General features: G+C 70.7%; 23 protein-coding genes and 1 tRNA gene. 9 read left to right on the plus strand and 15 right to left on the minus strand.

The window, feature by feature from the left end; all coding sequences use genetic code 11:
* The first annotated feature begins 157 nt into the window (after positions 1-157).
* Complete coding sequence (locus AC0NZQ_RS17230) at positions 158-1,066, plus strand: PAC2 family protein (RefSeq protein WP_474531216.1); 909 nt, start codon at positions 158-160, stop codon at positions 1,064-1,066.
* Between the two features lie 20 nt (positions 1,067-1,086).
* Here the strand turns inward: AC0NZQ_RS17230 and AC0NZQ_RS17235 are convergent, their stop codons facing one another.
* From AC0NZQ_RS17235 to AC0NZQ_RS17265, 7 genes are all read right to left on the minus strand, one after another.
* Positions 1,087-1,644, minus strand: a complete 558-nt coding sequence (locus AC0NZQ_RS17235) for a helix-turn-helix transcriptional regulator (RefSeq protein ID WP_474531217.1) — start codon at positions 1,642-1,644, stop codon at positions 1,087-1,089.
* Between the two features lie 460 nt (positions 1,645-2,104).
* Positions 2,105-3,412 (minus strand): cysteine--1-D-myo-inosityl 2-amino-2-deoxy-alpha-D-glucopyranoside ligase, encoded by a 1,308-nt coding sequence (gene mshC, locus AC0NZQ_RS17240; protein WP_474531218.1) that lies wholly within the window; start codon positions 3,410-3,412, stop codon positions 2,105-2,107.
* A gap of 24 nt (positions 3,413-3,436) precedes the next feature.
* On the minus strand, positions 3,437-4,216 hold the full coding sequence (locus AC0NZQ_RS17245) for an SCO1664 family protein (protein ID WP_474531219.1): 780 nt from the start codon (positions 4,214-4,216) through the stop codon (positions 3,437-3,439).
* Between the two features lies 1 nt (position 4,217).
* Positions 4,218-4,781, minus strand: coding sequence for a DUF3090 domain-containing protein (locus AC0NZQ_RS17250; protein WP_474531439.1), 564 nt, complete (start codon positions 4,779-4,781; stop codon positions 4,218-4,220).
* Positions 4,782-4,801: 20 nt separating this feature from the next.
* The gene (locus tag AC0NZQ_RS17255) at positions 4,802-5,512 is read right to left on the minus strand and encodes a histidine phosphatase family protein (protein WP_474531220.1); all 711 of its coding nucleotides are present in this window, start codon (positions 5,510-5,512) and stop codon (positions 4,802-4,804) included.
* A 1-nt stretch (position 5,513) separates the two neighbouring features.
* Positions 5,514-6,362: an undecaprenyl-diphosphate phosphatase gene (locus tag AC0NZQ_RS17260; RefSeq protein ID WP_474531221.1), complete on the minus strand. Its 849-nt coding sequence runs from the start codon at positions 6,360-6,362 to the stop codon at positions 5,514-5,516.
* Positions 6,359-7,414: an LLM class F420-dependent oxidoreductase gene (locus AC0NZQ_RS17265; RefSeq protein WP_474531223.1), complete on the minus strand. Its 1,056-nt coding sequence runs from the start codon at positions 7,412-7,414 to the stop codon at positions 6,359-6,361. The genes AC0NZQ_RS17260 and AC0NZQ_RS17265 overlap by 4 nt, the downstream gene beginning before the upstream one ends.
* Positions 7,415-7,512: 98 nt before the next feature.
* Here AC0NZQ_RS17265 and AC0NZQ_RS17270 point away from each other — a divergent pair, with 98 nt between their 5' ends.
* Genes AC0NZQ_RS17270 through AC0NZQ_RS17285 form a run of 4 tightly spaced genes read left to right on the plus strand, consistent with a single transcriptional unit; the run spans position 7,513 to position 11,329 of the window.
* On the plus strand, positions 7,513-8,481 hold the full coding sequence (locus AC0NZQ_RS17270) for an aldo/keto reductase (protein WP_474531225.1): 969 nt from the start codon (positions 7,513-7,515) through the stop codon (positions 8,479-8,481).
* An 8-nt stretch (positions 8,482-8,489) separates the two neighbouring features.
* On the plus strand, positions 8,490-10,403 hold the full coding sequence (locus AC0NZQ_RS17275; protein ID WP_474531227.1) for an AAA family ATPase: 1,914 nt from the start codon (positions 8,490-8,492) through the stop codon (positions 10,401-10,403).
* A gap of 28 nt (positions 10,404-10,431) precedes the next feature.
* Complete coding sequence (locus AC0NZQ_RS17280; protein ID WP_474531228.1) at positions 10,432-11,100, plus strand: acetoacetate decarboxylase family protein; 669 nt, start codon at positions 10,432-10,434, stop codon at positions 11,098-11,100.
* 4 nt (positions 11,101-11,104) lie between these two features.
* Positions 11,105-11,329 carry a DUF5703 family protein gene (locus AC0NZQ_RS17285; protein ID WP_474531229.1) on the plus strand — a complete coding sequence of 75 codons (225 nt, stop codon included), beginning with the start codon at positions 11,105-11,107 and terminating at the stop codon, positions 11,327-11,329.
* Positions 11,330-11,350: 21 nt separating this feature from the next.
* Here AC0NZQ_RS17285 and AC0NZQ_RS17290 read toward each other — a convergent pair whose 3' ends face one another.
* The 5 genes from AC0NZQ_RS17290 to AC0NZQ_RS17310 form a co-directional block, all read right to left on the minus strand.
* Positions 11,351-11,965: a hypothetical protein gene (locus AC0NZQ_RS17290; RefSeq protein WP_474531230.1), complete on the minus strand. Its 615-nt coding sequence runs from the start codon at positions 11,963-11,965 to the stop codon at positions 11,351-11,353.
* 634 nt (positions 11,966-12,599) lie between these two features.
* A complete protein-coding gene (locus AC0NZQ_RS17295) occupies positions 12,600-14,123 on the minus strand; it encodes an ATP-dependent DNA ligase (protein WP_474531231.1) in 1,524 nt (507 codons plus the stop codon).
* A 40-nt stretch (positions 14,124-14,163) separates the two neighbouring features.
* Positions 14,164-14,529 carry a VOC family protein gene (locus AC0NZQ_RS17300; protein WP_474531232.1) on the minus strand — a complete coding sequence of 122 codons (366 nt, stop codon included), beginning with the start codon at positions 14,527-14,529 and terminating at the stop codon, positions 14,164-14,166.
* Positions 14,529-15,827 (minus strand): M20/M25/M40 family metallo-hydrolase, encoded by a 1,299-nt coding sequence (locus tag AC0NZQ_RS17305; RefSeq protein ID WP_474531233.1) that lies wholly within the window; start codon positions 15,825-15,827, stop codon positions 14,529-14,531. The genes AC0NZQ_RS17300 and AC0NZQ_RS17305 overlap by 1 nt, the downstream gene beginning before the upstream one ends.
* 30 nt (positions 15,828-15,857) lie before the next feature.
* Positions 15,858-16,541 (minus strand): hypothetical protein, encoded by a 684-nt coding sequence (locus AC0NZQ_RS17310; protein ID WP_474531234.1) that lies wholly within the window; start codon positions 16,539-16,541, stop codon positions 15,858-15,860.
* Positions 16,542-16,698: 157 nt separating this feature from the next.
* On the opposite strand from AC0NZQ_RS17310, the gene AC0NZQ_RS17315 reads away from it, so the two are divergent.
* Positions 16,699-16,783, plus strand: a tRNA-Leu gene (locus AC0NZQ_RS17315).
* Positions 16,784-16,854: 71 nt separating this feature from the next.
* Here AC0NZQ_RS17315 and AC0NZQ_RS17320 read toward each other — a convergent pair.
* From AC0NZQ_RS17320 to AC0NZQ_RS17330, 3 genes are read right to left on the minus strand one after another with little or no spacing between them, the layout of a single operon-like run.
* Positions 16,855-17,412, minus strand: coding sequence for a hypothetical protein (locus tag AC0NZQ_RS17320; RefSeq protein WP_474531235.1), 558 nt, complete (start codon positions 17,410-17,412; stop codon positions 16,855-16,857).
* Complete coding sequence (locus tag AC0NZQ_RS17325; RefSeq protein WP_474531236.1) at positions 17,409-18,620, minus strand: tyrosine-type recombinase/integrase; 1,212 nt, start codon at positions 18,618-18,620, stop codon at positions 17,409-17,411. The genes AC0NZQ_RS17320 and AC0NZQ_RS17325 overlap by 4 nt, the downstream gene beginning before the upstream one ends.
* Complete coding sequence (locus AC0NZQ_RS17330; protein WP_474531237.1) at positions 18,617-19,270, minus strand: DUF6214 family protein; 654 nt, start codon at positions 19,268-19,270, stop codon at positions 18,617-18,619. Before AC0NZQ_RS17330 ends, AC0NZQ_RS17325 begins: the two co-directional genes overlap by 4 nt.
* 146 nt (positions 19,271-19,416) lie before the next feature.
* Between AC0NZQ_RS17330 and AC0NZQ_RS17335 the strand changes: the two genes are divergently transcribed.
* From AC0NZQ_RS17335 to AC0NZQ_RS17345, 3 genes are all read left to right on the plus strand, one after another.
* Positions 19,417-19,662 carry a helix-turn-helix domain-containing protein gene (locus AC0NZQ_RS17335; RefSeq protein ID WP_474531238.1) on the plus strand — a complete coding sequence of 82 codons (246 nt, stop codon included), beginning with the start codon at positions 19,417-19,419 and terminating at the stop codon, positions 19,660-19,662.
* Positions 19,663-20,205: 543 nt separating this feature from the next.
* A complete protein-coding gene (locus AC0NZQ_RS17340; protein ID WP_474531239.1) occupies positions 20,206-20,367 on the plus strand; it encodes a hypothetical protein in 162 nt (53 codons plus the stop codon).
* 131 nt (positions 20,368-20,498) lie between these two features.
* Positions 20,499-21,920 (plus strand): ATP-binding protein, encoded by a 1,422-nt coding sequence (locus AC0NZQ_RS17345; RefSeq protein WP_474531240.1) that lies wholly within the window; start codon positions 20,499-20,501, stop codon positions 21,918-21,920.
* The last annotated feature ends 376 nt before the right edge of the window (positions 21,921-22,296 follow it).

Genomic DNA, 22,296 nt, shown 5'->3' on the forward strand with positions numbered 1-22,296 from the left:
CTCTGTCTTTTCGGGCTGTGTCGCGGGGTCGAGCCGTCATCCAGTGTGTCACTTGGGCGCACATCGGGCCTGTCTAAACCGGCTCGATGTGGCCCGGTCGTAGGGTGGAACGCATGACCGATCGCTTTGGCCGAGCCGACCGCAGCGGGTGCGCGTGGTGACTCCCCCGGATCCGGCCGGTTGGCCGGAGCTCGTCGATCCGGTCCTGGTCGCGGCCTTCGAGGGCTGGAACGACGCGGGCGACGCCGCCAGCGGGGCCATCGAGCACCTGCAGCTCGTCTGGGACGCGGTGCCGCTCGCCGAGCTGGATCCCGACGAGTACTACGACTTCCAGGTGAATCGCCCCACAATGTCGATGGTGGACGGGCTCTCGCGCCGCGTCGACTGGCCCACGACCCGGCTCTCGTACTGTCGCCCGCCGGGGGCCGCCTTCGATCTCGTGCTCATGCACGGCATCGAACCGAACATGCGGTGGCGCGCCTTCTGCGCCGAGCTGCTCGAGGTGATCACGGAGCTGGACATTCGGATGGTGGTGACCCTCGGCGCGCTGCTGTCGGACACACCCCACACCAGACCGACCTCGGTGACCGGCAGTGCCTACGACCCGGAGTCCGCAGCCCGTTACGGCCTGGAACGTTCCCGCTACGAGGGGCCGACGGGCATCGTCGGGGTGCTGCAGGACGCCTGTGTCCGTGCGGGGATCCCGTCCATCTCGTACTGGGCCGGCGTGCCGCACTACGTGTCGCAGCCCCCGAACCCGAAGGCGACGCTCGCGCTGCTGAACGGGGTCGAGGAGGTGCTCGACGTCCCGATCCCCCTCGCCCAGCTGCCGGAGCAGGCCGACGAATGGCAGAAGCTGGTGGACGAGATGGCCGCCGAGGACGACGAGGTCGTCGAGTACATCCGCAACCTCGAGGAACGCGACGACGAGATCGATCGCGACGAGATGACCCAAGCCTCCGGCGACGCCATCGCCCGCGAGTTCGAGCGCTACCTGCGCCGCCGGGATCGGGGCGGTGGTCACGCCGGCGGTGGCTCCGGCGGTCCCTCGCTGGGTCGCGACTGATCGGTGGTCCGCACCGCCGTTCACACCGCAGTCTCTGGCGGCGTAATCAGGTCCGGCGGGGTCGGGTCCGGCGCGGTCGGGTCCGGCGTGGGCCGCACACGGGCCTGGTAGTCGCCCCGCCACGGGTGCTCACGCCACTCCCCCTCACGGGGCGGACGGAGACGCTGCCAGTAGACATGGCTGGGGAGTTCCACCGTGCCCGGGACCTCCCACCGCAGGTGCTCCCAGCCCCACCAGTTCGGCCCTCGGACCGTCAGATACGGCGGCAACGTGCTCCACTTCAAGTGCGCGGGGAAATGGCGGGCGCCGCGATCACGGATGCGGTCGTGCGCATCGTCGAGCTCCAGCGGGCTCCCGTCACTATCCACGACCACGAGCCGGAGCCCGGCCGATCGGGCGATTCGTTCGAACAGCACGAGGCCCGGCACCCGCCGGCCCGCCTCGACCGCCGCGATCGTAGAGACCGCCACGCTGCTCGCGGCCGCCAGCTCGCGCTGGCTCAGCCCGGCGTGACGCCGGAACGCGCGCAGCCACCGTCCCGCCGGGTAGGGCGTCTCCTCGGACGGCTTCTTCAGCATTCGGGCAGCCTGCCGCATCCGGCCCCGACCCGGCGGTCTCGCGATGGACCTGTGGACAACGCGATCGACCGGTACCGGCCGTCCTTTTTCCTTCCCGTGTTCTGCACCCGAATCCGGGTGCAGAACACGGGGGGCGAGAGAGGGGTGGGCGGCCCGGCATGACGCCGCGCAGCGATCGTCCCGCCGGAAGGACGTCTTCTCGGACGGCTTCTTCGGCATTCGGGCAGCCTGCCGCATCCGGCCCCGTCCCGGCGGTGTCGCGATGGACCTGTGGACAACGCGACCGACCGGTACCGTCGTCCCTTTTTCCTTCCCGTGTTCTGCACCCGAATCCGGGTGCAGAACACGGGGACGAAAAGAGGGTGGGTGGCCCGGCTCGGACCAGCTGCAATCGCCGGAGTCGCGGCTGAGCCGACCGGTCAGCCCGCAGGCGCTCCCGCTCGGAGCGCGGTGCCCCCGGTTAGAGCGCGATGCCCAGCAACGCGTCGACCACGTCGCGCACCAGGCCCGGCGCGAGCGGGTCACCGGCGTCCGCTGCCGCGCCACCGCCGACCGCCGCGCCACTGCCGACCGCCGCTCCGCCGGTCGCTGCCGCGCCGCCGGTAGCAGCCGCAGCCGCCTCGACCCAGCGGTCGACGGCGGCGACCGCGCTCACCGTGTCCAGGTCGTCGGCCAGGGCGGCGCGGACCTCGGCGAGCAGCTTGTCGGCCGACGGGGCCGAGTCGGCGGCGACGGCCAGACGCCAGCGGGCGAGTCGTGCCTCGGCGGCGGGCAGCCGGCCGCCGGTCCACTCACGGTCTGCGCGGTAGTGGCCGTCCAGCAGCGCGAGCCGCACCGCCATCGGGTCGATGTGGGCGGCGCGGAGCTTCGAGACGAGCACCAGGTTGCCGCGCGACTTGCTCATCTTCTCGCCGTCGAGCCCGATCATGCCGGCGTGCACGTAGTGCCGGGCGAACGGCGCCTCGCCGGTCAGCGCCTCGGCGTGGGCCGCCGAATGCTCGTGATGCGGGAAGACCAGGTCCGAGCCGCCACCCTGGACGTCGATCCCCATGCCGAGGCGATCAAGCGCGATGACGCTGCACTCGATGTGCCAGCCGGGCCGGCCCCGGCCCAGCGGACTCTCCCAGGCGGGCTCGCCGGGCCGTTCACCACGCCACAGCAGCGAGTCGAGAGCGTCCTTCTTGCCGGGCCGCTCGGGATCGCCGCCGCGCTCGGCGAAGAGCCGCAGCATCGTCTCGCGGTCGTAGTTCGACTCGTCACCGAAACCGGGCGCGGCGGCGACCGGGAAGTAGACGTCGCCGGTACCGTCCTCGAGGCGGTAGGCGAGGCCACGGTCGAGCAGTGACGCGATGGCCTTCGCGATGTCCGGGATGGCCTCGACGGCCCCGATGTACTGATCCGGCGGCAGCACGCGCAGCGCGGTCATGTCGTCGCGGAACAGCTGGGTCTCGCGAGCCGCGAGTCCTTCCCAGGACTCCCCCGTCTGTCCGGCGCGCTCCAGCAGCGGGTCGTCGATGTCGGTGACGTTCTGGACGTAGTGCACCCGGTGGCCGGCATCACGCCACACCCGCTGCACCAGGTCGAACGCCAGGTACGTGGCGGCGTGGCCGAGGTGGGTGGCGTCGTACGGGGTGATCCCGCAGACGTACATGCGCGCCGTCTCGCCGGGTGAGGTCTCCCTCACGGTGCCGGTCGCGGTGTCGTGCAGCCGCAGCGCCGGGCCGGTGCCGGGGAGCTCGGGAACGGCAGGGCTCGGCCAGGCATCCATGCCTGCCACGGTATCGCTGCCGGATCAGACCGGCGGCCAGGGGACGGCCGGCCAGTCCCCCGACGGTTCGGGGTGGCGTCCCGAACCGAGCAGCCGACGGACCCGCTGCCGGGTCTGGCGTACCTCCCGCTGCGTGAGTAGCTCGCCCAGCCGCTCCCCCAGCGGACCGTCCAGCGCCTCCTGCAGCCGGCCGAGGACGTCGCGGCAGGGCGTGGGCAACCGGGCCCCGGCCCACTGCCACAGCACGGTGCGCAGCTTGTCCTCGACGGAGAAGGAGACGCCGTGGTCGATGCCGAAGACACGGCCGTCCGGGGTCGGCAGGAGGTGGCTGCCCTTGCGGTCGGAGTTGTTGATCACCGCGTCGAAGACCGCGATCTCGCGGAGTCGCTCGAGATCGCGCCGCCGCATGAAGCGGGCGATGTTGACCTCGTCGTCGACGTCCACCCAGAGCTGCACCATGCCCGGACCGGCCGGACCCTCTCGGTACACCGTCGGCGGCACGATCCCCCAGCCGGTCGCGGCCGAGACCTCGTAAGCCGCGACCTCCCGCTCGGCGAGCGTGCCGTCCGGATAGTCCCAGAGCGGCCGCTCCCCGGCCTCGGGCTTGTAGACGCAGGCTCCGCGTAGGCCACCGGCCTCGACGCCGCAGTAGAGCGTGGCGTTGGAGGCGTCCATCACCCGACCCTCGATCGTCAGCTCGCCGACGGTCAGCAGCTCGATCGCCGCCTCGACGCTCACGCCGGGGCAGCCGTCACCGGCCAGCAGCAGGGCGGGCGTCAGCTCGCCGGTGTCGTCGCCGGACACGTCACGAGTTCAGCGACGCGCCACGGCGGTAGCCGTTGAGACGGGCACAGATGTGCCCGGAGGCACCCAGCGGCTGCCCACAGAGCGGGCACGGCGGACGTCCGGCCGAGACCAGCGCCCGGGCGCGAGCGACGAAGGCCCGCGCCGACGGCGGCTCGATCAGCACCCGCAGCGCGTCCGGACCGTCCTCGACGTCCTCCAGCAGGGTCTCCTCGGCCACCTCGGGCTCGTCCACGGGAGCTTGGGCCTCGATGACGACCAGGCCGCTGTCGCCGTCCCACGCCAGCCCCATCGCGGCGACGCGGAACTCCTCGTCCACCGGCTGGTCCAACGCCTCGTTGTCCGTCTCACCGGCCGGGAGCGCAGTCCCCGTGCGCTCGACGATCTCGTCGAGCAGCTGCTCCAGCCGGTCGGCCAGCACCACGACCTGCTGTTTCTCCAGCGCCACGGAGACCACCCGCGCGCCGTCGACGGCCTGCAGGTAGAAGGTCCGGTCGCCGGGCGAGCCGACGGTGCCGGCCACGAAGCGGGTCGGTCGGTCGAAGAGGTGCAGCTGACGCATGATGCCTCCAGCCTAATGACTGATCAGACCGAGCCGCCGCCCGCGCCGCCGCCGACGGTGGCGTCGGCATCGGCGGCCTTGCGACGGCGCCGTCGCTTCGGCGGCGCGAAGACGCTCAAGTCGCCACCGGTGTCGTTGGTGCGGACCACGTACGGACGGGTCGCGGTGTAGCGGATCACCGACACCGAGGCCGGATCCGGGACGATGCGCTGGTACTGGTCGAGATGCAGACCGAGCGCGTCGGCCACGATCGCCTTGATCACGTCACCGTGGGAGCAGGCCACCCAGACAGCGTCCTCGCCGACCTCGGTGGTGAAGTGCTCGTCCCACTTGCGGATCGTCGCGACCGCACGGGCGGACATGTCGGCAAGCGCCTCGCCGTTGGGGAAGCGGACCGCCGAGGGCTGGCTTTGGACCGTCTTCCAGAGCGGCTCCTTCAGCAGCTCCTTGATGGGCCGGCCGGTCCAGTCCCCGTACCCGCACTCGATGAGGCCCTCGTCCACGTGCCACTGCGGCTCGCCGGGCTGGGCCTCGCGGATCGCGGTGGCGGTCTCGACGCAGCGTTCCAGCGGGCTGGTGACGATCGCGGTCAGCGGCAGACCGGCCGCCCGCTGCGCCAGCGCCTCGACCTGCTTCACGCCCCGCTCGTCCAGACTGATGCCGGGGGTCCGGCCGGTCAGTACCGGACCGGTCATCTTGGTCAGCCCGTGGCGGACCAGCAGCACCGTCGTCACGTCAGGTGGCCTGCAAGACGCCGGTGCCCAGCAGGATCATCAGCAGCACGCCCAGGCCGATCCGGTAGTAGATGAAGACGAAGGTGCTGTGCTTGGCCAGCCATTTCATCAGCCAGGCGATGGAGGCCAGCCCGGAGAGGAACGCGAAGACCAGGGCCAGTCCGGTGAGGCCCAGCCCCGGACCGTCGCTGCTGTTGACGTCCTTGAGCTCGTAGAGCCCCGAGAGCACGACCGCCGGGATGGACAGCAGGAACGAGAACCGCGCCGCCGCCTCGCGGGTGAGGCCGCGGAACAGCCCGGCGGTGATCGTGGTGCCCGACCGCGAGGCTCCGGGGATGAGCGAGAGCGCCTGGGCCGAGCCGACGACGATGGCGTCCTTGGTGGTGATCTGCTCCTCGCCGCGGTCGCGCGTGCTCACCTTCTCGGCCACGAGCAGCACCAGGGCCAGCGCGATCAGCGTCGAGGCGATCACCCACAGATTCCGAGCGCCGGTGCGGATCTGGTCCTGGAAGATCAGCCCCAGCAACCCGATCGGGACCGTGGCCAGCACGAGGTACCAGCCCATCTTGTACTCCAGGCCGCCCCGGACGCTGCGGTCCCAGAAGCCACGGACCCAGGCCACGGTGATGTGCAGCAGCTCGCGCCAGAAGTACGCGACGATGGCCAGCATCGTGCCGAGCTGGATGACCGCGGTGAAGGCCGTGCCCGGGTCGTCGGTCGTCTTGCCGCCGTAGTGGAACTCCATGCCGAACAGCGCGGGCACGATGCGCAGGTGGGCGGTCGAGGAGATCGGCAGGAATTCCGTCAGCCCCTGCACCAGACCGAGGATGATCGACTGGAAGATGTTCATGCCGTGGCCAAGCCCGCTTTCTCCAATGCCTCGACGGTGCCCCGCAGGGCGGTGATCTGGTCGTCGGGGGTCTCGCCGTAGGCGGCGACGCTGAGGGTGGTGACGCCGGCCTCGTCGAAGGCGTGCATCCGGTCGGCGATCCGCTCCACCGGCCCGAGCAGCGACGTCGCGTCGATGAACTCGAGCGGGACGGCCGCGGCTGCCTCCTGGTACCGGCGGGCCAGGTAGAGGTCCTGGACCGTCGCCGCGGCCTGCTCGAAGCCCATCCGGCAGGCGAGCGCGTTGTAGAAGTTCTGCTCCCGGCTCCCCATCCCGCCGAGGTAGAGGGCGGCGTAGTTGCGCACCGGCGCCGCGCACGCCTCCAGGTCGTCACCGATCACCACGGGCACCGTGGCCGAGACGTCGAAACCGGCCATCTCCTTGCCCGCCTTGGCCCGACCGGCGCGGACGTGGTCCAGGGAGGCGTCGGCGTGGCCGGGTGCGAAGAAGACCGGCAGCCAGCCGTCGGCGATCTCGCCGGTGAGCTCGAGGTTCTTGGGGCCGATGCTGGCCAGGTACAGCGGCAGGTGCTCGCGGACCGGGTGCAGCATCAGGTGCAGCGCCTTGCCCGGCCCGTCCGGCAGCGGCAGCTCGTAGGTGTCGCCGTGGTACTCGACGCGCTGGCGGTCCAGGGCGAGCCGGACGATGTCGACGTACTCACGGGTGCGTGCCAACGGCTTCGCGAACCGGACGCCGTGCCAGCCCTCGGAGACCTGCGGACCCGAGACCCCCAGGCCGAGCCGGAACCGCCCCTGCGACAGGGTGTCGATGGTGGCGGCGGTCATCGCCGTCATGGTCGGCGTCCGGGCGGGGATCTGCATGATCGCGCTGCCGACGTCGATGGAGGTCGTCTGCGCCGCCAGCCAGGCCAGGACGCTCACCGCATCCGACCCGTAGGCCTCTGCGACCCAGACCACCGAGTACCCCAGCCGCTCGGCCTCGCGGACGAGGGCCAGGTCGTCGGAGCTGTCGCCGCGAAGACCCCAGTACCCGATGTTCAGTCCCAGCCGCACCGCGCAACCATAGCGAGGCACGCGTCGTCACCGGTGACGCCGCACGCAGCGCCCCTCAGGTCGGTCGCGAACCGTGGCAAGCGGTAGTTTCACCCCCCGTGAAGCAACGCAGCGTGGGCGCCAGCGGGCTCAAGGTCAGTGACCTGGCCCTGGGGACGATGACCTGGGGTGTCGAGACCGACGCCGACGAGGCCGCCGCCCAGCTCGTGGCCTTCCACGACGCCGGCGGCACCCTCGTCGACACGGCGGCGTCCTACGGCTACGGCGAGACCGAGACCATCCTCGGCCAGCTCATGGCCGACGTCGTCCCGCGGGTGGACCTCACCATCGCCACCAAGGCCGGCATCACCCGCACCCCCACCGACCGGCGCGTCGACGCCTCGCGCGGGGCGCTGCTGCGGCAGCTGGACGACTCGCTGCGCAAGCTCGGCACCGACTGGATCGACCTCTGGTACGTCCACACCGTCGACCCCGACGTCCCCTTCGACGAGACGCTGGCGGCGCTGGATCACGCCGTCGCCAGCGGCCGGGTCCGCTACGCCGGGGTGTCGAACTACTGCGGCTGGCAGCTCGGCCGGGCCGCGGCGTGGCAGGCAGCCGTCCCCGGCCGGGCACCGATCGTGGCCAATCAGATGAAGTACTCGCTGGTCGAGCGCGGCATCGAGCGGGAGGTCGTGCCGGCGGCGCAGGCGCTGGGGGTCGGCATCTTCCCGTGGTCCCCGCTGGGCGGTGGCGTACTCACCGGCAAGTACCGCAACGGGGTGCCGACCGACTCCCGCGCCGCCGTCGGCCACCGGCCCGACCTGCTCACCGACGGGGTCACCACGGCCGGGATCGTCGAGGCCGTCGCCACCGCCGCCGAGGGGCTGGCGACGGCGCCGGTCTGCATCGCGCTGGCCTGGCTGCGTGACCGTCCCGGCGTGGTGGCGCCCGTCCTGGGGGCGCGGACCCTCGGCCAGCTGACGGCGGCCCTGGCCAGCGCGGACGTCGAGCTCCCCCGCGAGATCGCCACCGCGCTGGACGACGTCTCCGCCCCGGTCCTGGACTATCCCGAGACTGTCGGCTGACCCGACCCGTGCCCGACACCGCCGACGCCTTCGCCGCCTTCTGCGCCGCCGGACTCTGGCCCGGACTCGGCGTCCGGCTCGCCGGCGAGCTCGCCGGCGCCGGCATCCGCGGTCCCGAGGACGTCACGGCCGCCAAGCTGACGGCGCTGCCCAAGGTCGGTCCGCAACGGGCGGGACGGCTGTTGTCGGCCTTCATCGCCGCACAACCGGCCTACGAGGTCACGCAGCTGCTGGCCCCGGCCGGGGTGGACGCCCGGCTCGCCGGCCGGGTGGTGGACCGCTTCGGTCCGCCCGCGCCGCGGCTGCTGCGCGACGATCCGTGGCGGTTGCTCGCCGTCACCGGCGTCACCCCCGACGACGCCGACCGGCTCGCCCGTGCCGTCATCCCCGGCGTCAGCCGCGACGATCCGCGCCGGGCACGCGCGCTGGTCGGCTGGGTGCTGGCCGGGCAGGCCCGCGACGGCCACACCGTCGACGCCCGCGAGGACGTGGTCCGAGCCCTGGGCGCCTTCGGGGTGGGTGATGCCGAGGCGGCGGTCGAGGCCGCCGTCGAGGAAGCCTCGGTCGTCGAGGCCGACCCCGTCACCGAGGACGAGGAACCGACGCTGGGTCTGGCCCGCTACGCCGAGGCCGAGGACGGCATCGCGCAGGGCATCGCCCGGCTGCTGGCGACCGCCGAGCCGATCGAGGCGACGGTGCCGAAGAAGGTCGCGCTGGACGCGGTGCAGCTCTCGGCGGTGACCGCGGCGCTGGCCGGCGGCGTCACCGTCCTCACCGGCGGGCCCGGCACGGGCAAGAGCCGCACCGTCGCGACCCTGGTGACCCTGGCCGAGGGAGCCGGCAAGACCGTGGCCCTCGCCGCCCCCACCGGGCGCGCCGCCAAGCGGCTGGAGGAGCTCTGCGGCACCACCGCCTCGACGCTGCACCGGCTGCTCGGGGCGCAGCCGCGTACCTCGGGCGACGGCGTCAGCTTCGACGGCGGCTTCAGCCGCGGCGAGGACTGGCCGCTGGACGAGGACCTCGTCGTGGTGGACGAGGCCTCCATGCTCGATGTCGAGCTCGCCGACGCGCTGCTCACCGCCTGTGCCGACGGCACCCACCTCGTCCTCGTCGGCGACGCCGCGCAGCTGCCCTCCATCGGGCCGGGACGGGTGCTGGGCGACCTGATCGACTCCGGCACCGTGCCCGTCACCGAGCTGGTCACGCTCTACCGGCAGGCCGAGGGCGGCACTATCGCGCGGCTGGCGACGGCGGTCCGGGCCGGGACGCTCGACGCGGTGGACGATCCCACGCACGAGGTCGTGATCGTCCCCACCCGCGGCTCGGCGGAGGCCGCGCACCGGGTGGTGCAGCTGGTCACCGACTCGATCCCGCGGGCGCTCTCCATCCCGGCCGACTCGGTCCAGGTGGTGACGCCCGTCCACCGCGGCGGCGCCGGGACGCAGGCCCTGAACGCGGCGCTGAAGGCCGCGCTCAATCCCGGCAGCGGCAAGCGTCGGTTCGACCCCGGCGACCGGGTCGTCGCCACCGCCAACCACCTCGAGGCCGAGCCGAACGGCTACGCCAACGGCGAGGTGGGAACGGTGTCGGCGGTCGGCGACGACGGTGGCGTCACGGTCGCCTTCGCCTCCGGCCCGGCCGAGGTCAAGGGCAAGGCCCTCGGGGACCTCACGCACGGCTGGGCGATCACCGTCCACCGGGCGCAGGGGTCGGAGTTCCCCGCCGTCGTGGTGGTGCTGCCGCCGGAGGCGGGACGGCTGATGTCCCGGCCGCTGGTCTACACCGCGCTCACCCGCGCGCAGCGTCATCTCTCCGTGGTCCACGCCGCCGGACCGGCCGTCTCCCGGGCGGTGCGGATGGTCGGCGCCGTCCCACGCCGGACCCGACTCGTCCCGCTGCTGCGCGAGTACTGCACCCCGTGACCCGGCCGGGCCTCGTAGGGTGCCTGGCATGAGCGTCGAGTACCCGTCCGAGCCCTGGGACCTCCGCGGCCAGCTGCACGCCTCGGTATTCCTCGTCCCGCTGCGCCGGATCCCGGCCGACCTGCCGGCGGACTGCCGGCCCATCCGGCTGGGGCGGCACGCCATCGTCGGCGTGGCCTGGGTCGAATACGAGCCCGGCGGCGTCCTGGACTACCGCGAGGTGATGGCGACGGTGCTGCTGCGGCGCGGGCTGCGGCCGCTGCCGCACATCGTCCGGATCTGGGTCGACAGCCCCGCCTCGCGCGACGGCGGACGGGCACTCTGGGGCATTCCCAAGGAGCTTGCCTCCTTCGCCTTCGAGGCGGCCGGCTCGACGGTCCGTTTCCACGCGTGGGACGACGCCGGCGGCATCGCGCTCGGCTCGGTGCGCAGCGTGCTGCGGCTGCCCGGCCGGTGGCCGGTCGGCTTCCGGGTGGTGCAGCAGCTGGCCGGTGCCACCAAGATCAGTCCGGTGCGGGCCAAGGCGGGCCTGGAGCTGGCATCAGCCACCTTCGACCCGGATCCGACCGGGCCGCTCGGCTTCCTCGCCGGTCACCGTCCGTGGTTGACGGTGACACTGCGTGACTTCTCGATGAAGTTCGGTGACCGTGGTCGCACCGCCCGGTCGGCCGACAGTGCGTCGGTGACGCACAATTGAGGCGATGAGGAACGCGCCGAAGGCCGACGAGCCCGACTACGAGTACGCGCCGCTGCGCATCGGGCCGGACGTCTCGCGCGCCAACGCCGCCGCGCAGCTCTCGCTGCAGGCCGAGTTCGGCGGCTGGGAGCTCGCGCGCGTCGTCAAGTACATGGACGGCACCCGCCGCGTCGTGCTGCGGCGCCGCCGGACCAAGACCTCGGTCCCGCTGCCGGGTCTCTCGCACTAACTGCCGCACGTCGATTCACGTCTACGGCGAAGGAGCCGTAATACACCGGCCCTCCAAAGCTGCGCCCACCTTGGTGTCGACCGTGACAGCAGCTTCGTTGAGCGGGCGGTAGTACACCTGAATGCCACTGGCTGACGGCTTTGTTGCCGGCTTGTCGCATAGCAAAGCTTGAACATCGGTATCGGTCATGTAGAACCATAGCTTGACCGTCTGCATGGGAAAGATTGCGTACGGACTTGGACATACGGCGTAGTCAGTACTTTTAGTTACATTCATGCAGTATGCATCTTCCGATGCGACTGGTATACGGTTGCTGCCGGTCTTCAACCCGAACTGGTCGATTGCCGCCGAGCCACGCCCCACATTCGTCACAGTGATCTCAGCCGCGACACCGGCCTCGAATTGCTCAGATGCCAAGCGTGTACCCGGCCTGATGTTTCGCCAGAGATCGTGCACGTCGTCGTGAACTTGGATAGTTACAACCTGCTGGCTCAGCACCCCGCCATTCTGCTTGAACTCAGATTTCGCTTCGTCAAGCGCTGGACCTCCGCGCTCGTATGTGTAGATGCTGAAGCCGAGCGCAGGAAGCGAGATGACCGCTGCTGCGACCGTAGCGGCACCCTGTCCCGACGGCATGTTCCTGTTATACCGAACTACCTCGACGCAAGGAACTCTAAGTCGCCGACACGGCGATGTCTGCCAAGGAGCGCAAGTGCTTCTGGCGTTGGCTCAGACTTCCCGCAGTCTAAGCCGGGGCCGCCGAAAAGGGCACATTGAGCAGTCTTGGTCGCGGTCGAACGATGACCTCTTCTGGCCGAAGAAGGTCTCACCATAAGCGGTTCAAGATTCGGCCATCACGAGGAGCCGAGCGGCCCATTGTCGGCTCGCTCGTGACGTAGCAGTCGATAGAGCAGCACTGAATGACGCCTGCGGCCTTCACCCGACTACCACACATCGGGCGCGATCCAGCCGAGACTTACCAAGCTGCGCTGGGTCGACCGGAACGTAGGCGACCTTTTTCACCATCGCAGCAGACTGCCACTCTGTAACACCGGTGGAGTGAGAACCGCGCGGCGCCATCCGGCCTGCGCTCGCCGCCAGCGTCCCCGGGCCAACCTGGGAGACCGAACACCTGCACCCACGCCGTGAACGTGTTGACCTAGCCCGCATCTCTCGTAGCGACGAGGACCGGCTGGCGGAGTTTGGTCACTGTCCCCAGGCTCAAGCGGGCACCCACCAACGGGCCGCATTCCCTCTTCGGGTTAGACAGCTAATCTGTGCCGTAAAATTCCCGCACCGTGGCGATGGTGTCCGCCTCCCCCGCCGTCTTGTCGTCCCGATAGCGCAGCACTCGCGCAAATCGCAGGGCCAGGCCACCCGGGTAGCGGGTGGAGCGTTGCAGACCGTCGAAGGCGATCTCGACGACCTGCTCGGGACGGACCCGCACGACATAGCCGTCGGTCGGACCCTCGGCCAGGGCCAGGAAGCGCTCCGTCTGCCAGGCGAGCATCTCGTCGGTCATGCCCTTGAAGGTCTTGCCGAGCATCACGAAGCCGCCGCTGTCGGGGTCGCGGGCGCCGAGGTGGATGTTCGACAGCTTGCCGGTGCGGCGTCCCGAACCCCATTCGACGGCGAGGACGACGAGGTCGAGGGTGCGGACCGGCTTGACCTTCAACCAGCCGGCGCCGCGCCGACCGGCCTCGTAGGGGGCCAGCAGCGACTTGGCCATGACGCCCTCGTGCCCCGCGGCGAGGGTGCGGTCGAGGAAGGCCTGCGCCTCACCGGCGTCGGAGCTGACGAGCCGATCGACGCGGTGCTCGGCGGGCACGGCCCGGGCCAAGATCTCCGCGCGCTGCTCGCCGGGAAGGTCGAGGACGTCCTCGCCGTCGACGTGCAGGACGTCGAAGACGAAGACCGAGAGCTCGCGCGACGTCCGACCGGAGGCGTCCCGGCCGAAGCGGGAGGCGGTGTCCTGGAACTTCGCCGGCCGCCCGTCCGGTCGGAGCGAGATCGCCTCGCCGTCGGCGATCAGGGTCCGCACCGGGAAGCGCAGCACGGCCTCGACCACCTCGGGCAGCCGTGTGGTGACGTCGTCGAGCGAGCGCGTGTAGAGCGTGACCTCGTCGCCGTCCCGGTGGATCTGGACCCGGGCGCCGTCCAGCTTGGCCTCGAAGACGGCCGTGCCGCCGAGCCGTTCCAGCGCGTCGGCCACCCCCGTGGCGGTCTGGGCGAGCATCGGTCCGACGGGACGCCCGACGTGCAGCGAGAAGGACGCAAGACCCGCCTCCCCTGAGGTGAGCGCGGCGGCGGCAACAGCCGGCAGGGCCCCGCCGAGCATGGCCGCCCGGCGCACCGTCGGCGCCGGGACGCCGGCTGCCTCGGCCACCGCGTCGGCCATCACGCCCGCGAGCGCACCCTGCCGCAGCTCGCCGCCGAGCAGCCGCCGCAGGAAGGTCTGCTCGACCTCGGTGGCAGCGCCGAAGAGCCCCGCGAGCAGCTCGGCGCGGCGCGCCTGCGAGCCCTTGCCGGTCGTCGCCTTGATCTCGTCGAAGACGCCGTGGACCCCGGCCACCTGCAGCGTGGGCTCGTCCTGCGGGGCCGGCACGGAGCGCAGCGACGCCCAGCCGACGCCGATCTGGCGCTGCGGCAGCTCTCCGGAGAGCCAGGCCACCACGATCGGGACGTCGGCGACCTCGGCCGAGGACAACACCCCGGCAATCAGCGCACGTTTGCGCAAACGGGAACTGGTGGCGCCGACCTCGGCGGAGGCCTGCGCGACGTCGACGAGCAGCACGCCGTCATCCTGCCCCGAGGCACCGACGACGAAGCGCGGCTCAGCCTGCCTGCTCGACCGTCCGGGAAAGAAGGCAGAACTCGTTGCCCTCGGGGTCGGCGAGGACGGCCCAGGTCACGCCGCCCTGCCCCACGTCCACGCGGGTCGCTCCGAGGCCGATCAGCCGGGCGAGCTCGTCGTCGGTCGTACCACCCTCTGCCCGCAGATCGAGGTGGAGCCGGTTCTTGATTGTCTTCGCCTCCGGTACCCGCACGATGTCGATGCGCGCCGGTCCACCCGCGGGGCCGATCGTCACCACGTCGCCGTCACGTTCGAGCTCGACGAAACCGAGCACGTCCTGCCAGAACCGGCTGATGCGGTCGAGGTCGACGGCATCGATCACGAGGACCGAGATCGCGCTGACCATCAGCAGTTCGAGAGGAAGCGGTCGAGGACGCGGACGCCGAACTGCAGACCCTCGATCGGCACCCGCTCGTCGATGCCGTGGAAGAGCGCGGTGAAGTCCAGGTCGGCCGGCAGCAGCAGCGGCGAGAAGCCGAAGCAGCGCATGCCCAGGGTCGAGAACGACTTGGCGTCGGTGCCGCCACTCATCAGGTACGGCAGCGGGACGGCGATCGGGTCCTCGGCCTTGAGGGCGGCCGACATCGCCTCGACGAGGTCACCCTCGAACCCGGTCTCCACGGCGATGTCGCTGACCTCGGTCTCGTAGCTGACGTGCTCGCCGACCAGCTCGTCGATGGTGGCGAGCAGTGCCTCCTCCTGCCCCGGCAAGAAGCGGCAGTCCACGGTCGCCTCGGCCGTTCCCGGGATGACGTTGGCCTTGTAGCCGGCCTGCAGCATCGTCGGGTTGGCCGTGTTGCGGACGGTCGCGCCGATCATGCGTGCCGCTCCCCCGATGACCGGCAGCCATTCCTGCGGCTTCTCCGGGTCGAGGTCACGTCCGAGGGTCTCGCCCAGCCCGGTGACCAGCGCGCGGACGGTGTCGGTGATGACGATGGGCCACTCGTGGTTGCCGATGCGGCTGACGGCCTCGGCGAGCCGGGTGACCGCGTTCTGGTCGTGGACCATCGACCCGTGCCCCGGCCGGCTGGTGGCCTTGAGCCGGAGCCACTGGATGCCCTTCTCGGCCGTCTGGATCGCGTAGACGCGTGCCTGCTCGTTGAGCGAGATCGAGTACCCGCCGACCTCGCTGATCGCCTCGGTGCAGTCGGCGAAGAGATCGGCGTGGTGGTCGACGAGATAGTGGGCGCCCTTGCGACCGCCGGCCTCCTCGTCGGAGACGAAGGCCAGCACGATGTCACGCGGTGGCTTCCTGCCGGTCCGTGCCCACTCCCGCACGAGCGCGAGCGTCATCGCGTCCATGTCCTTCATGTCGACCGCGCCGCGGCCCCAGACGTAGCCGTCCTTCACCTCTCCGGCGAAGGGGTCGACGCTCCACTCGCGCGCGTCGGCGGGGACGACGTCGAGGTGGCCGTGGATCAGGAGCGGCGCCCGCGACGGGTCGCTGCCCTCGATCCGCGCGATGGTGGAGGCGCGCCCCGGTTCGGCCTCGATGATCTGCGACTCGATCCCGACCTCGTCCAGCTTCTCGGCCACCCATTCAGCGGCCGGACGTTCGGGATGGGTGGGGTTGGAGGTGTTGAAGCGGATGAGGTCCACCAGCAGGTCGGTGACCTCGTCCTGCGCGGTGCGGGGGCTGCTCATCCCCTGTGTCTACCAAACCGGGCTGACGCGCTACCGGCTCCGGTGCTGTCCCTGCGAGCGGTGACCGGCAGAACGGACGACGACGACCGTGCCGGCGACGAGCGTGCCGATCACGGCGGCGAAGAGCCAGACGGGGGCCTTCTCGCGGAGCATCCGCTGGAACTGGACCGCCTCGGGACGAGTCGGCGCGGTGCGCTCCGGCTTCGGTGCAGCGGTGCGGGCCTGCTGCCGGGTCGGCTGCTGGCGACTCGGATTCGCGGCGACGGCGGCACGGTCCGCGCTGTCGAGCTGCGCGGTGCGGGCCCGCTCGACGGTGCGGGCCGGAGCGGGCCGCGCGGGTGCCGTCTGCGGCCGGGGGGCCGTCGAGCTCCGGGTGGTCGATCGTGACGCGGGCCGGGAGGGCGGGGCGGTCACCACCTTCTCGGGCGCAGGCGGCGCGGTGGTGGGCCGGCCACCGAGCACGCGACCGAGGTCGGGCAGGGTGACGTGGACGTCGACCAGGCCCGGCACCGTCAGCCGCAGGCCCGGAGGTGGCGGGGTCTTGGTCGCCGCTGCCGGCGTGGCGCGCGCGGCAGTGCTCTTGTGGCCGGGTGCGCCGGGCTTACCGGGAGCGGCCCCGGCTGTCGCCGGGAAGAGAACGCTGACCAGCAGGACGCCGAGCAGAACGAGGGCTGCGGCCACCGCAGCGGCCGAGTGACGAGCACGCAGCGTCACCATCGTCACCCTTCGTGGTCACAGACTCGCCCTGACGAGACCGAGGTTAGATTTTCGTGAGGCGACTGTCCAGCCGAACGGTCGCAGGCGGGCTCCCGGTAGCCACCCCGGGTCGCGAATCGTCTCGACCGCATCGGCTAGAGTTGCACCCGCACTCGTCCGGGTGGCGGAATGGCAGACGCGCTAGCTTGAGGTGCTAGTGCCCTTTATCGGGCGTGGGGGTTCAAGTCCCCCCTCGGACACGCTGTGTTGAGACAGTCCTCGGCCTCTGGGCCCTGAGAAATCGGGGTTCGGAGGCCGTTGTCGTTCCTGGTCACGTAGTGCCCGCCGGCGAAGTGGTCACATCCTGGTCACTGACCGGGACCGGGACCTCGCCGTAGATCTCGCGGATGCGCTCTCCGATCAAGCGCTGCGCCTTTTCGGTCGCGTCGCCCGCTTGTCGCCAAGCCGAGCCGCCCGCCTTGTCGGACTGACGAGATGCCCCGAGCGCGCCGATCTTCGTCGTAGCCAAACGCACCGCCTCGCGGACGTCGCGTCGAAGCAGCATCGACGAAAGGCGGTCGGATGCCTGCCAGTAGCCTCGCGCGGCGTCGGTCCACTCCTTCTCCTGAGGGTGAGGCCCGCTCAGCCCGTGCAGCGCGACAGCGGTCGTCATGAAGTCGTCGAGCACAGTCGTGACGGCTTGGAGGTTGGCGAGGTCGAAAGCGTCCCGTTGCCGTTCATGTTCCTCGGCCCGTGACTCCGCTTCACGCGCAGCGGCGCGCTTGTCTCGAAACGTCTCACCGAACAAGGTTGCTGCGTAGCCAAACGCCGCGCCGGCTAAGCCGGTTGCGGCCGGAATGATGATCGGAGCGAGCGCGGGACCGGTCATGCGTCACCGCCGCTGATGAGGCGCGCGACCCGCTCGGCGGCGTCGTTCTGCATGGCCGGCGAGACGTGCGAGTAGACGTCCAGCGTGATGGAGATGTTGGCGTGCCCGAGGCGCTCCTGCACGACCTTGGGGTGGACGCCGGCCTCGAGGGCGAGCGTCGCCCACGTGTGGCGAAGGTCGTGCAGGCGGATCTTCGACAGGCCGTGCCGCTTGATCCGCTGGCCGAACACTCGAGACGTGCGCTCCGGGTGGTATGGCCGGCCGTCAGCCCAGCACAGCACCAGATCGTGGTCGCGGTAGGCGGGGCCCAGCATGAGCCGCTCTTGGGCTTGCTGGGCTCGCAGCGCGCGAAGGACCGCCACGGTGCCGGCGTCGAGCTTGATGCTGCGCTTGCCGCTTCGGGTCTTCGGGTCGGACCACACCGGAGCGTCGTCGTTGCGGTCCTCGACGTCGACAAGAGTGCGTCGGACGAGCGCTGTGCCCTTCTCGAAGTCGACGTGGCGCCATCCGAGTCCCAGCGCCTCGCCGCGACGCATCCCGGTCATCGCCAGGAGGTACCAGACGGCGTGGTAGCGGTCGCCGCGCTCGACCGTCAGGAACTGTGCGAGCTCGGCGGCCGACCAAGTGACGAACGGGTCCGAGCCGTCTGCAGCGGCGGAGGCCTTCGGCGGCTTCGCGAGCTTCGCCGGGTTGGACTGCAGAAGGCCGTGCTCGACGGCGGATCCGAGGGCTGCACCGACGATGGTGTGGACGTACCGGACCGTGCGGACGCTCAGGCCTCGTTCGCCGCCGTCGGGGATCTTCCCGGAGTCCTTCATGCCGCGAGCGCGCAGGTCGACGTAGAGCGCGGTCAGCATGCCGCCGGTGATGGACTGCAGCGGCCGGGAGCCGAGCGCGGGCAGAACGTGAAGGCGAAGGTATCGGGCATAGGACTTGTGAGTGCTGGGGCGCAGCTGCGACTCGACCTCGGGCAGCCACGTGTTCTCGACGAACTCCGCCAGTGTCGTCTTGGCCGGCTGAACGAAAGCGCCGCGGTGCAGGTCGGCCAGCACCTCACGGAGGGTGGCATTTGCCTCCTGGCGCGTGCGGAACCGGCGCTTGAGCTGGCGCCGCGGCTCGCCGGGAGCGGCGGTGTCGATGACGAAGTAGTACCGGCCGGTCGCGATGTCCTTCTTGACCTCTGGTCCGCCAGCGCGGCGGGTACTCATCGCGATGCCTCTTTCCGGATCTTCTTTAGGGTCGGGCCAGCTTGCGCACCGCCGCGCCCGTGGCTCGAGGCGGGCGTGAGCAGCCCCGCTTCTTTCGTCCTGCAGCGGCTGATCCACTTCGCTGCGGCAGACCGCGACACACCGAACTCGTCGGCGACTGCCTGAGTCGGGTTGTCACCCCGCTGCCACGCTGCAAGGTACGCCTCTGCGACGCGAGCGAAGTGCTCCGCGCCGTAACGCCTCGGAGCGCCAACTCGCCCGCGGTGAGGCTCCTCGAACACGTCGAAGTGAGCGCGCCGCGCGTCGTCCTCCGCCCAATGCGGGAACAAGCGCTCAACGTCGGCGGCATTCTGTCGCCACTGCTCACGGGCAGCGTCCCGGAGCTTGTCGATGACGGTCGCGACCGGCAGGCCGGCCATGCCGCTCGCCGTGATCGGTCGGACCGTGTCGACCCCATGCGGGACGTACTCCATTGGCGAGTACAGCCCTTGGTCCGCACCTCGCCAGATTGCGAGCCCTACGCATTCTGGCCTGCCGTCGATCGTGACCCAGTTCGCGCGGATTCCCCAGGGCCCGCCCTCGTCGTCGGGAAACCGGATCATCGAGAAGCTTGCGTCTGCGGCGACGGCACCGCGCTGTTTCGTTGGCATGCTCCAAGAGTGACACTTGCGGGACAGACTCGCAAGCAGTGTCCCGGAAAACTTACGGGACATGTGTCCCGGAATTCCTGAAAGCTGTCGGCCGGGAATGTGGGACAGTGCTACCGAATCCGTCCCGCAACCGTCACTGTCGTTGCATGGACATCGAACAGACGCGCGAAGTGGCTTGGGTTCGGGCCCTCTGCGCGAGTGGCCAGGCTCGAGCCCTACGCGAACAGCAGAGGCTGTCACTCCGCGAGGTCGCGGAACCATGCGACACCACCAGCTCGACGGTGCACCGGTGGGAGACAAACATTGCCCGCCCAAGCGGCCGCCGGGCGATCGCGTACGCCCGGCTGCTGCGGTCGCTTCAGCGATCAGGGAGGCGCCATGCCGCTTCCTGATCCGATCGTCGAACCTCTGCTGACGGCATCTCGTCTCGCTGAATGCTCGCCCCTCGGCCGTAGCGCGGTATACGAGGGCATCCGCCGCGGCGACATCCCATCGCTCACCATCAACGGCCGCCTCTTCGTGCCTACCGGCGAACTCCGCCGCCGCTGGGGCGTTGATCCCGCGGCGCCTCCCCCGACTGCCGAACCAGACCTGAGGTCCGTCTGATGCACCCCTCAGAAAAGCGAGAAGGCCGGGCCTCCGACCGCCCGGCCTCCCCCAAAGACATCGACCTCGACGCCGACACGAACGAGTGTGACCCCTTGAGTACCCCTTTGCCAACAGACGTCCTCGGCTACGTCCACCACGACGCGGGCAGACGGCCCATCCCGATCCTCCCGGCTTACCGCTGCTCAGACGGCTGGCAGCTGGCCGTCTGGTGCGTCCACGAACACCGCTGGCACTACCACGGGCGTACCTGCGGCGGCTCATGCCGCCGCGCGGGTGTCTGCACCTGCCCGACCGGCACCGGAGACGGCGACCGCGGCGCACACTGCGTGTGCAAGTCCGGGCTCTTCGGCCCGGGTTACGAGCTTCGCGAGGTCGGGGAGCTCACCGACGAGCTTCGCGCGGCCTACAAGGCGTTGCCGTACCGGCGCTCCTGTCGCTTCGACGCTTGCCGCTTCGACTTCGCCGCGTCGACTGCGGCTCTGGTGTGAGCGGTCAGCCGGGCGCGATCTCGGCGGCCGCGGTTGCGAAGCCCAGCCCGGCACGCGTGCTCTATAGCCACTTCGCGTCGATGTACACACTCACCCAGGCCGGCGGAAGGGCCTACGCGATACCTGGTCGAATGCCGGAGTACTACCGCCCGGAGATGGGACCGCTCGGCGTCGCCCAGCCGATCGATGGACACTTCAGGTACAAGATCATCAGGATGGGACGTCGCCTTCCCGACGTGCCGAATATGCCCGGCAAGGCCGAGGTCGAGAAGGTCGTCGACCAATTGAAGGCCGATGCCTTCGATGCGCCTCCGATCGAGCTGGCTCTGCGCACCGCGCACGTGGTAGACGGGGCCACTCCCGAAACGGTCGTCGTGGACTTGGCGCGGGGACAGGCCAGCTTGAGCGGAGCCGGCGGTCCAGCGCTGATCATCACCGAAGGCGGCTGGCGTCTCGGCGTGCCGGACGGCGTCACGTTCCGCAGATCGCACGCGACGCGCCCCCTGCCCGAACCGCTTCCCGGCGGTCGCCTCGATCTCCTCGCGCACATCCTCGCGCTCGATCCCGCCGCGGAACAGTTCCGCATGCTCGTCGGCTGGCTGGTCGGCCTCGCGTTTTCGGCAGCTGTCCGCCCCGGCGCGCTACTGGTAGGGCCGCCCGGCACTGGCAAGAGCACGCGACTGCGGCTCGTCGCCTCCGTCGTCGAGCCCTCCGGCACCGACGCGCTTGGCTCAAGCTTCGGCCACAACTTCGGCGACGACCACGTCCGAGCCCTGCACCGCGCCGTCCCCCTCTGGGACAACCTCACCAGCATCAGCGGTGCCGGCTCCGACGCAATCTGCACCATGATTACCGGCACCGCCCGTGAAACTCGGCAGCTCTACAGCGACAGCGAGCTCCACAGCGAGCGCATCCGCCGGCCGCTCGGCATGACCGCTGTCGGCGTCCCCGCCGGCCTACGACCGGACGCACTCGACCGCCTACTCGTTATCGACGCCCCCCGAATCGAGCGGCGGGCCGGCGACACCGTCGTCCAGGCGGCATTCGACGCCGCACACCCCCACCTGCTCGGCGCGTGGGCCGACTGCGTGTCAGCCGTCCTGCGATGGCGGAGCAGCGTGCGCCCACCGAGCCAGCACCGCCTCGCCGAGCACGCCCACGCCTTGGCCGCACTCGACGCCGCCGTCGCAGCCGGCGAAGTGTCCGGCGTCCCAACGGGCCTACTCGACGCCTTCGCCGACGGGCAGCGCCGCAGCCGCGAACGCACCGTCAGCGACGACGTCTTCGGCGGCGCCCTCCTTGCCATGCTCGACGCCCGCGGCGGCAGCTTCCGCGGCAAAGCCTCCGAGCTGCTTACCGCCGTCTCGATGGCGTCGCAGGCCAGCTGGAGCGATCAACGCGGGCCCGGCTGGCCCTCATCGCCGCGCAAGGTCCCCGAGGTGCTCGGCCACCTCCAGGCCGGCCTCGAAGACCTCGGTGTCTTCTGCCGGAAAACCACCGTCCGCGGCTCCGCCATCTACGACATCGCCACCAACCCGGAGGTCCGACCGTGACACCAACAAGCCCACCCCAAAGCCCACCCCCAAGGGCAGAAGCCCACCCCAAAGCCCACCCCCTCGCCGACGCTGCGTCCCCAACAACACCGGGGGTTCACGCCAAAGGGGTCGGGATGGTGGGAAGGGTGGGCTTCTACCGGGGTACTCCTCTGTTCAGCAATCACCAAACAAGAAGAGAACAGGGAGAGTGGCCGGGCAAAGCCCACCCCGCCCACCACACCCTCGACACGGCCCCGCCCACACCTGCGAAACCGACGAGCTTTCGTTGCCCGCGCAGAAGCGCGGCGGGCCGTCGAGACTCCGAGATGCGATCGGCGCGCGCTCTCAAACGCCCGGCCTCCTCAGGGCATACGGTGGGGCCCCCGTCCGGGCG

Source organism: Jatrophihabitans sp. sgz311053 (assembly GCF_056135305.1).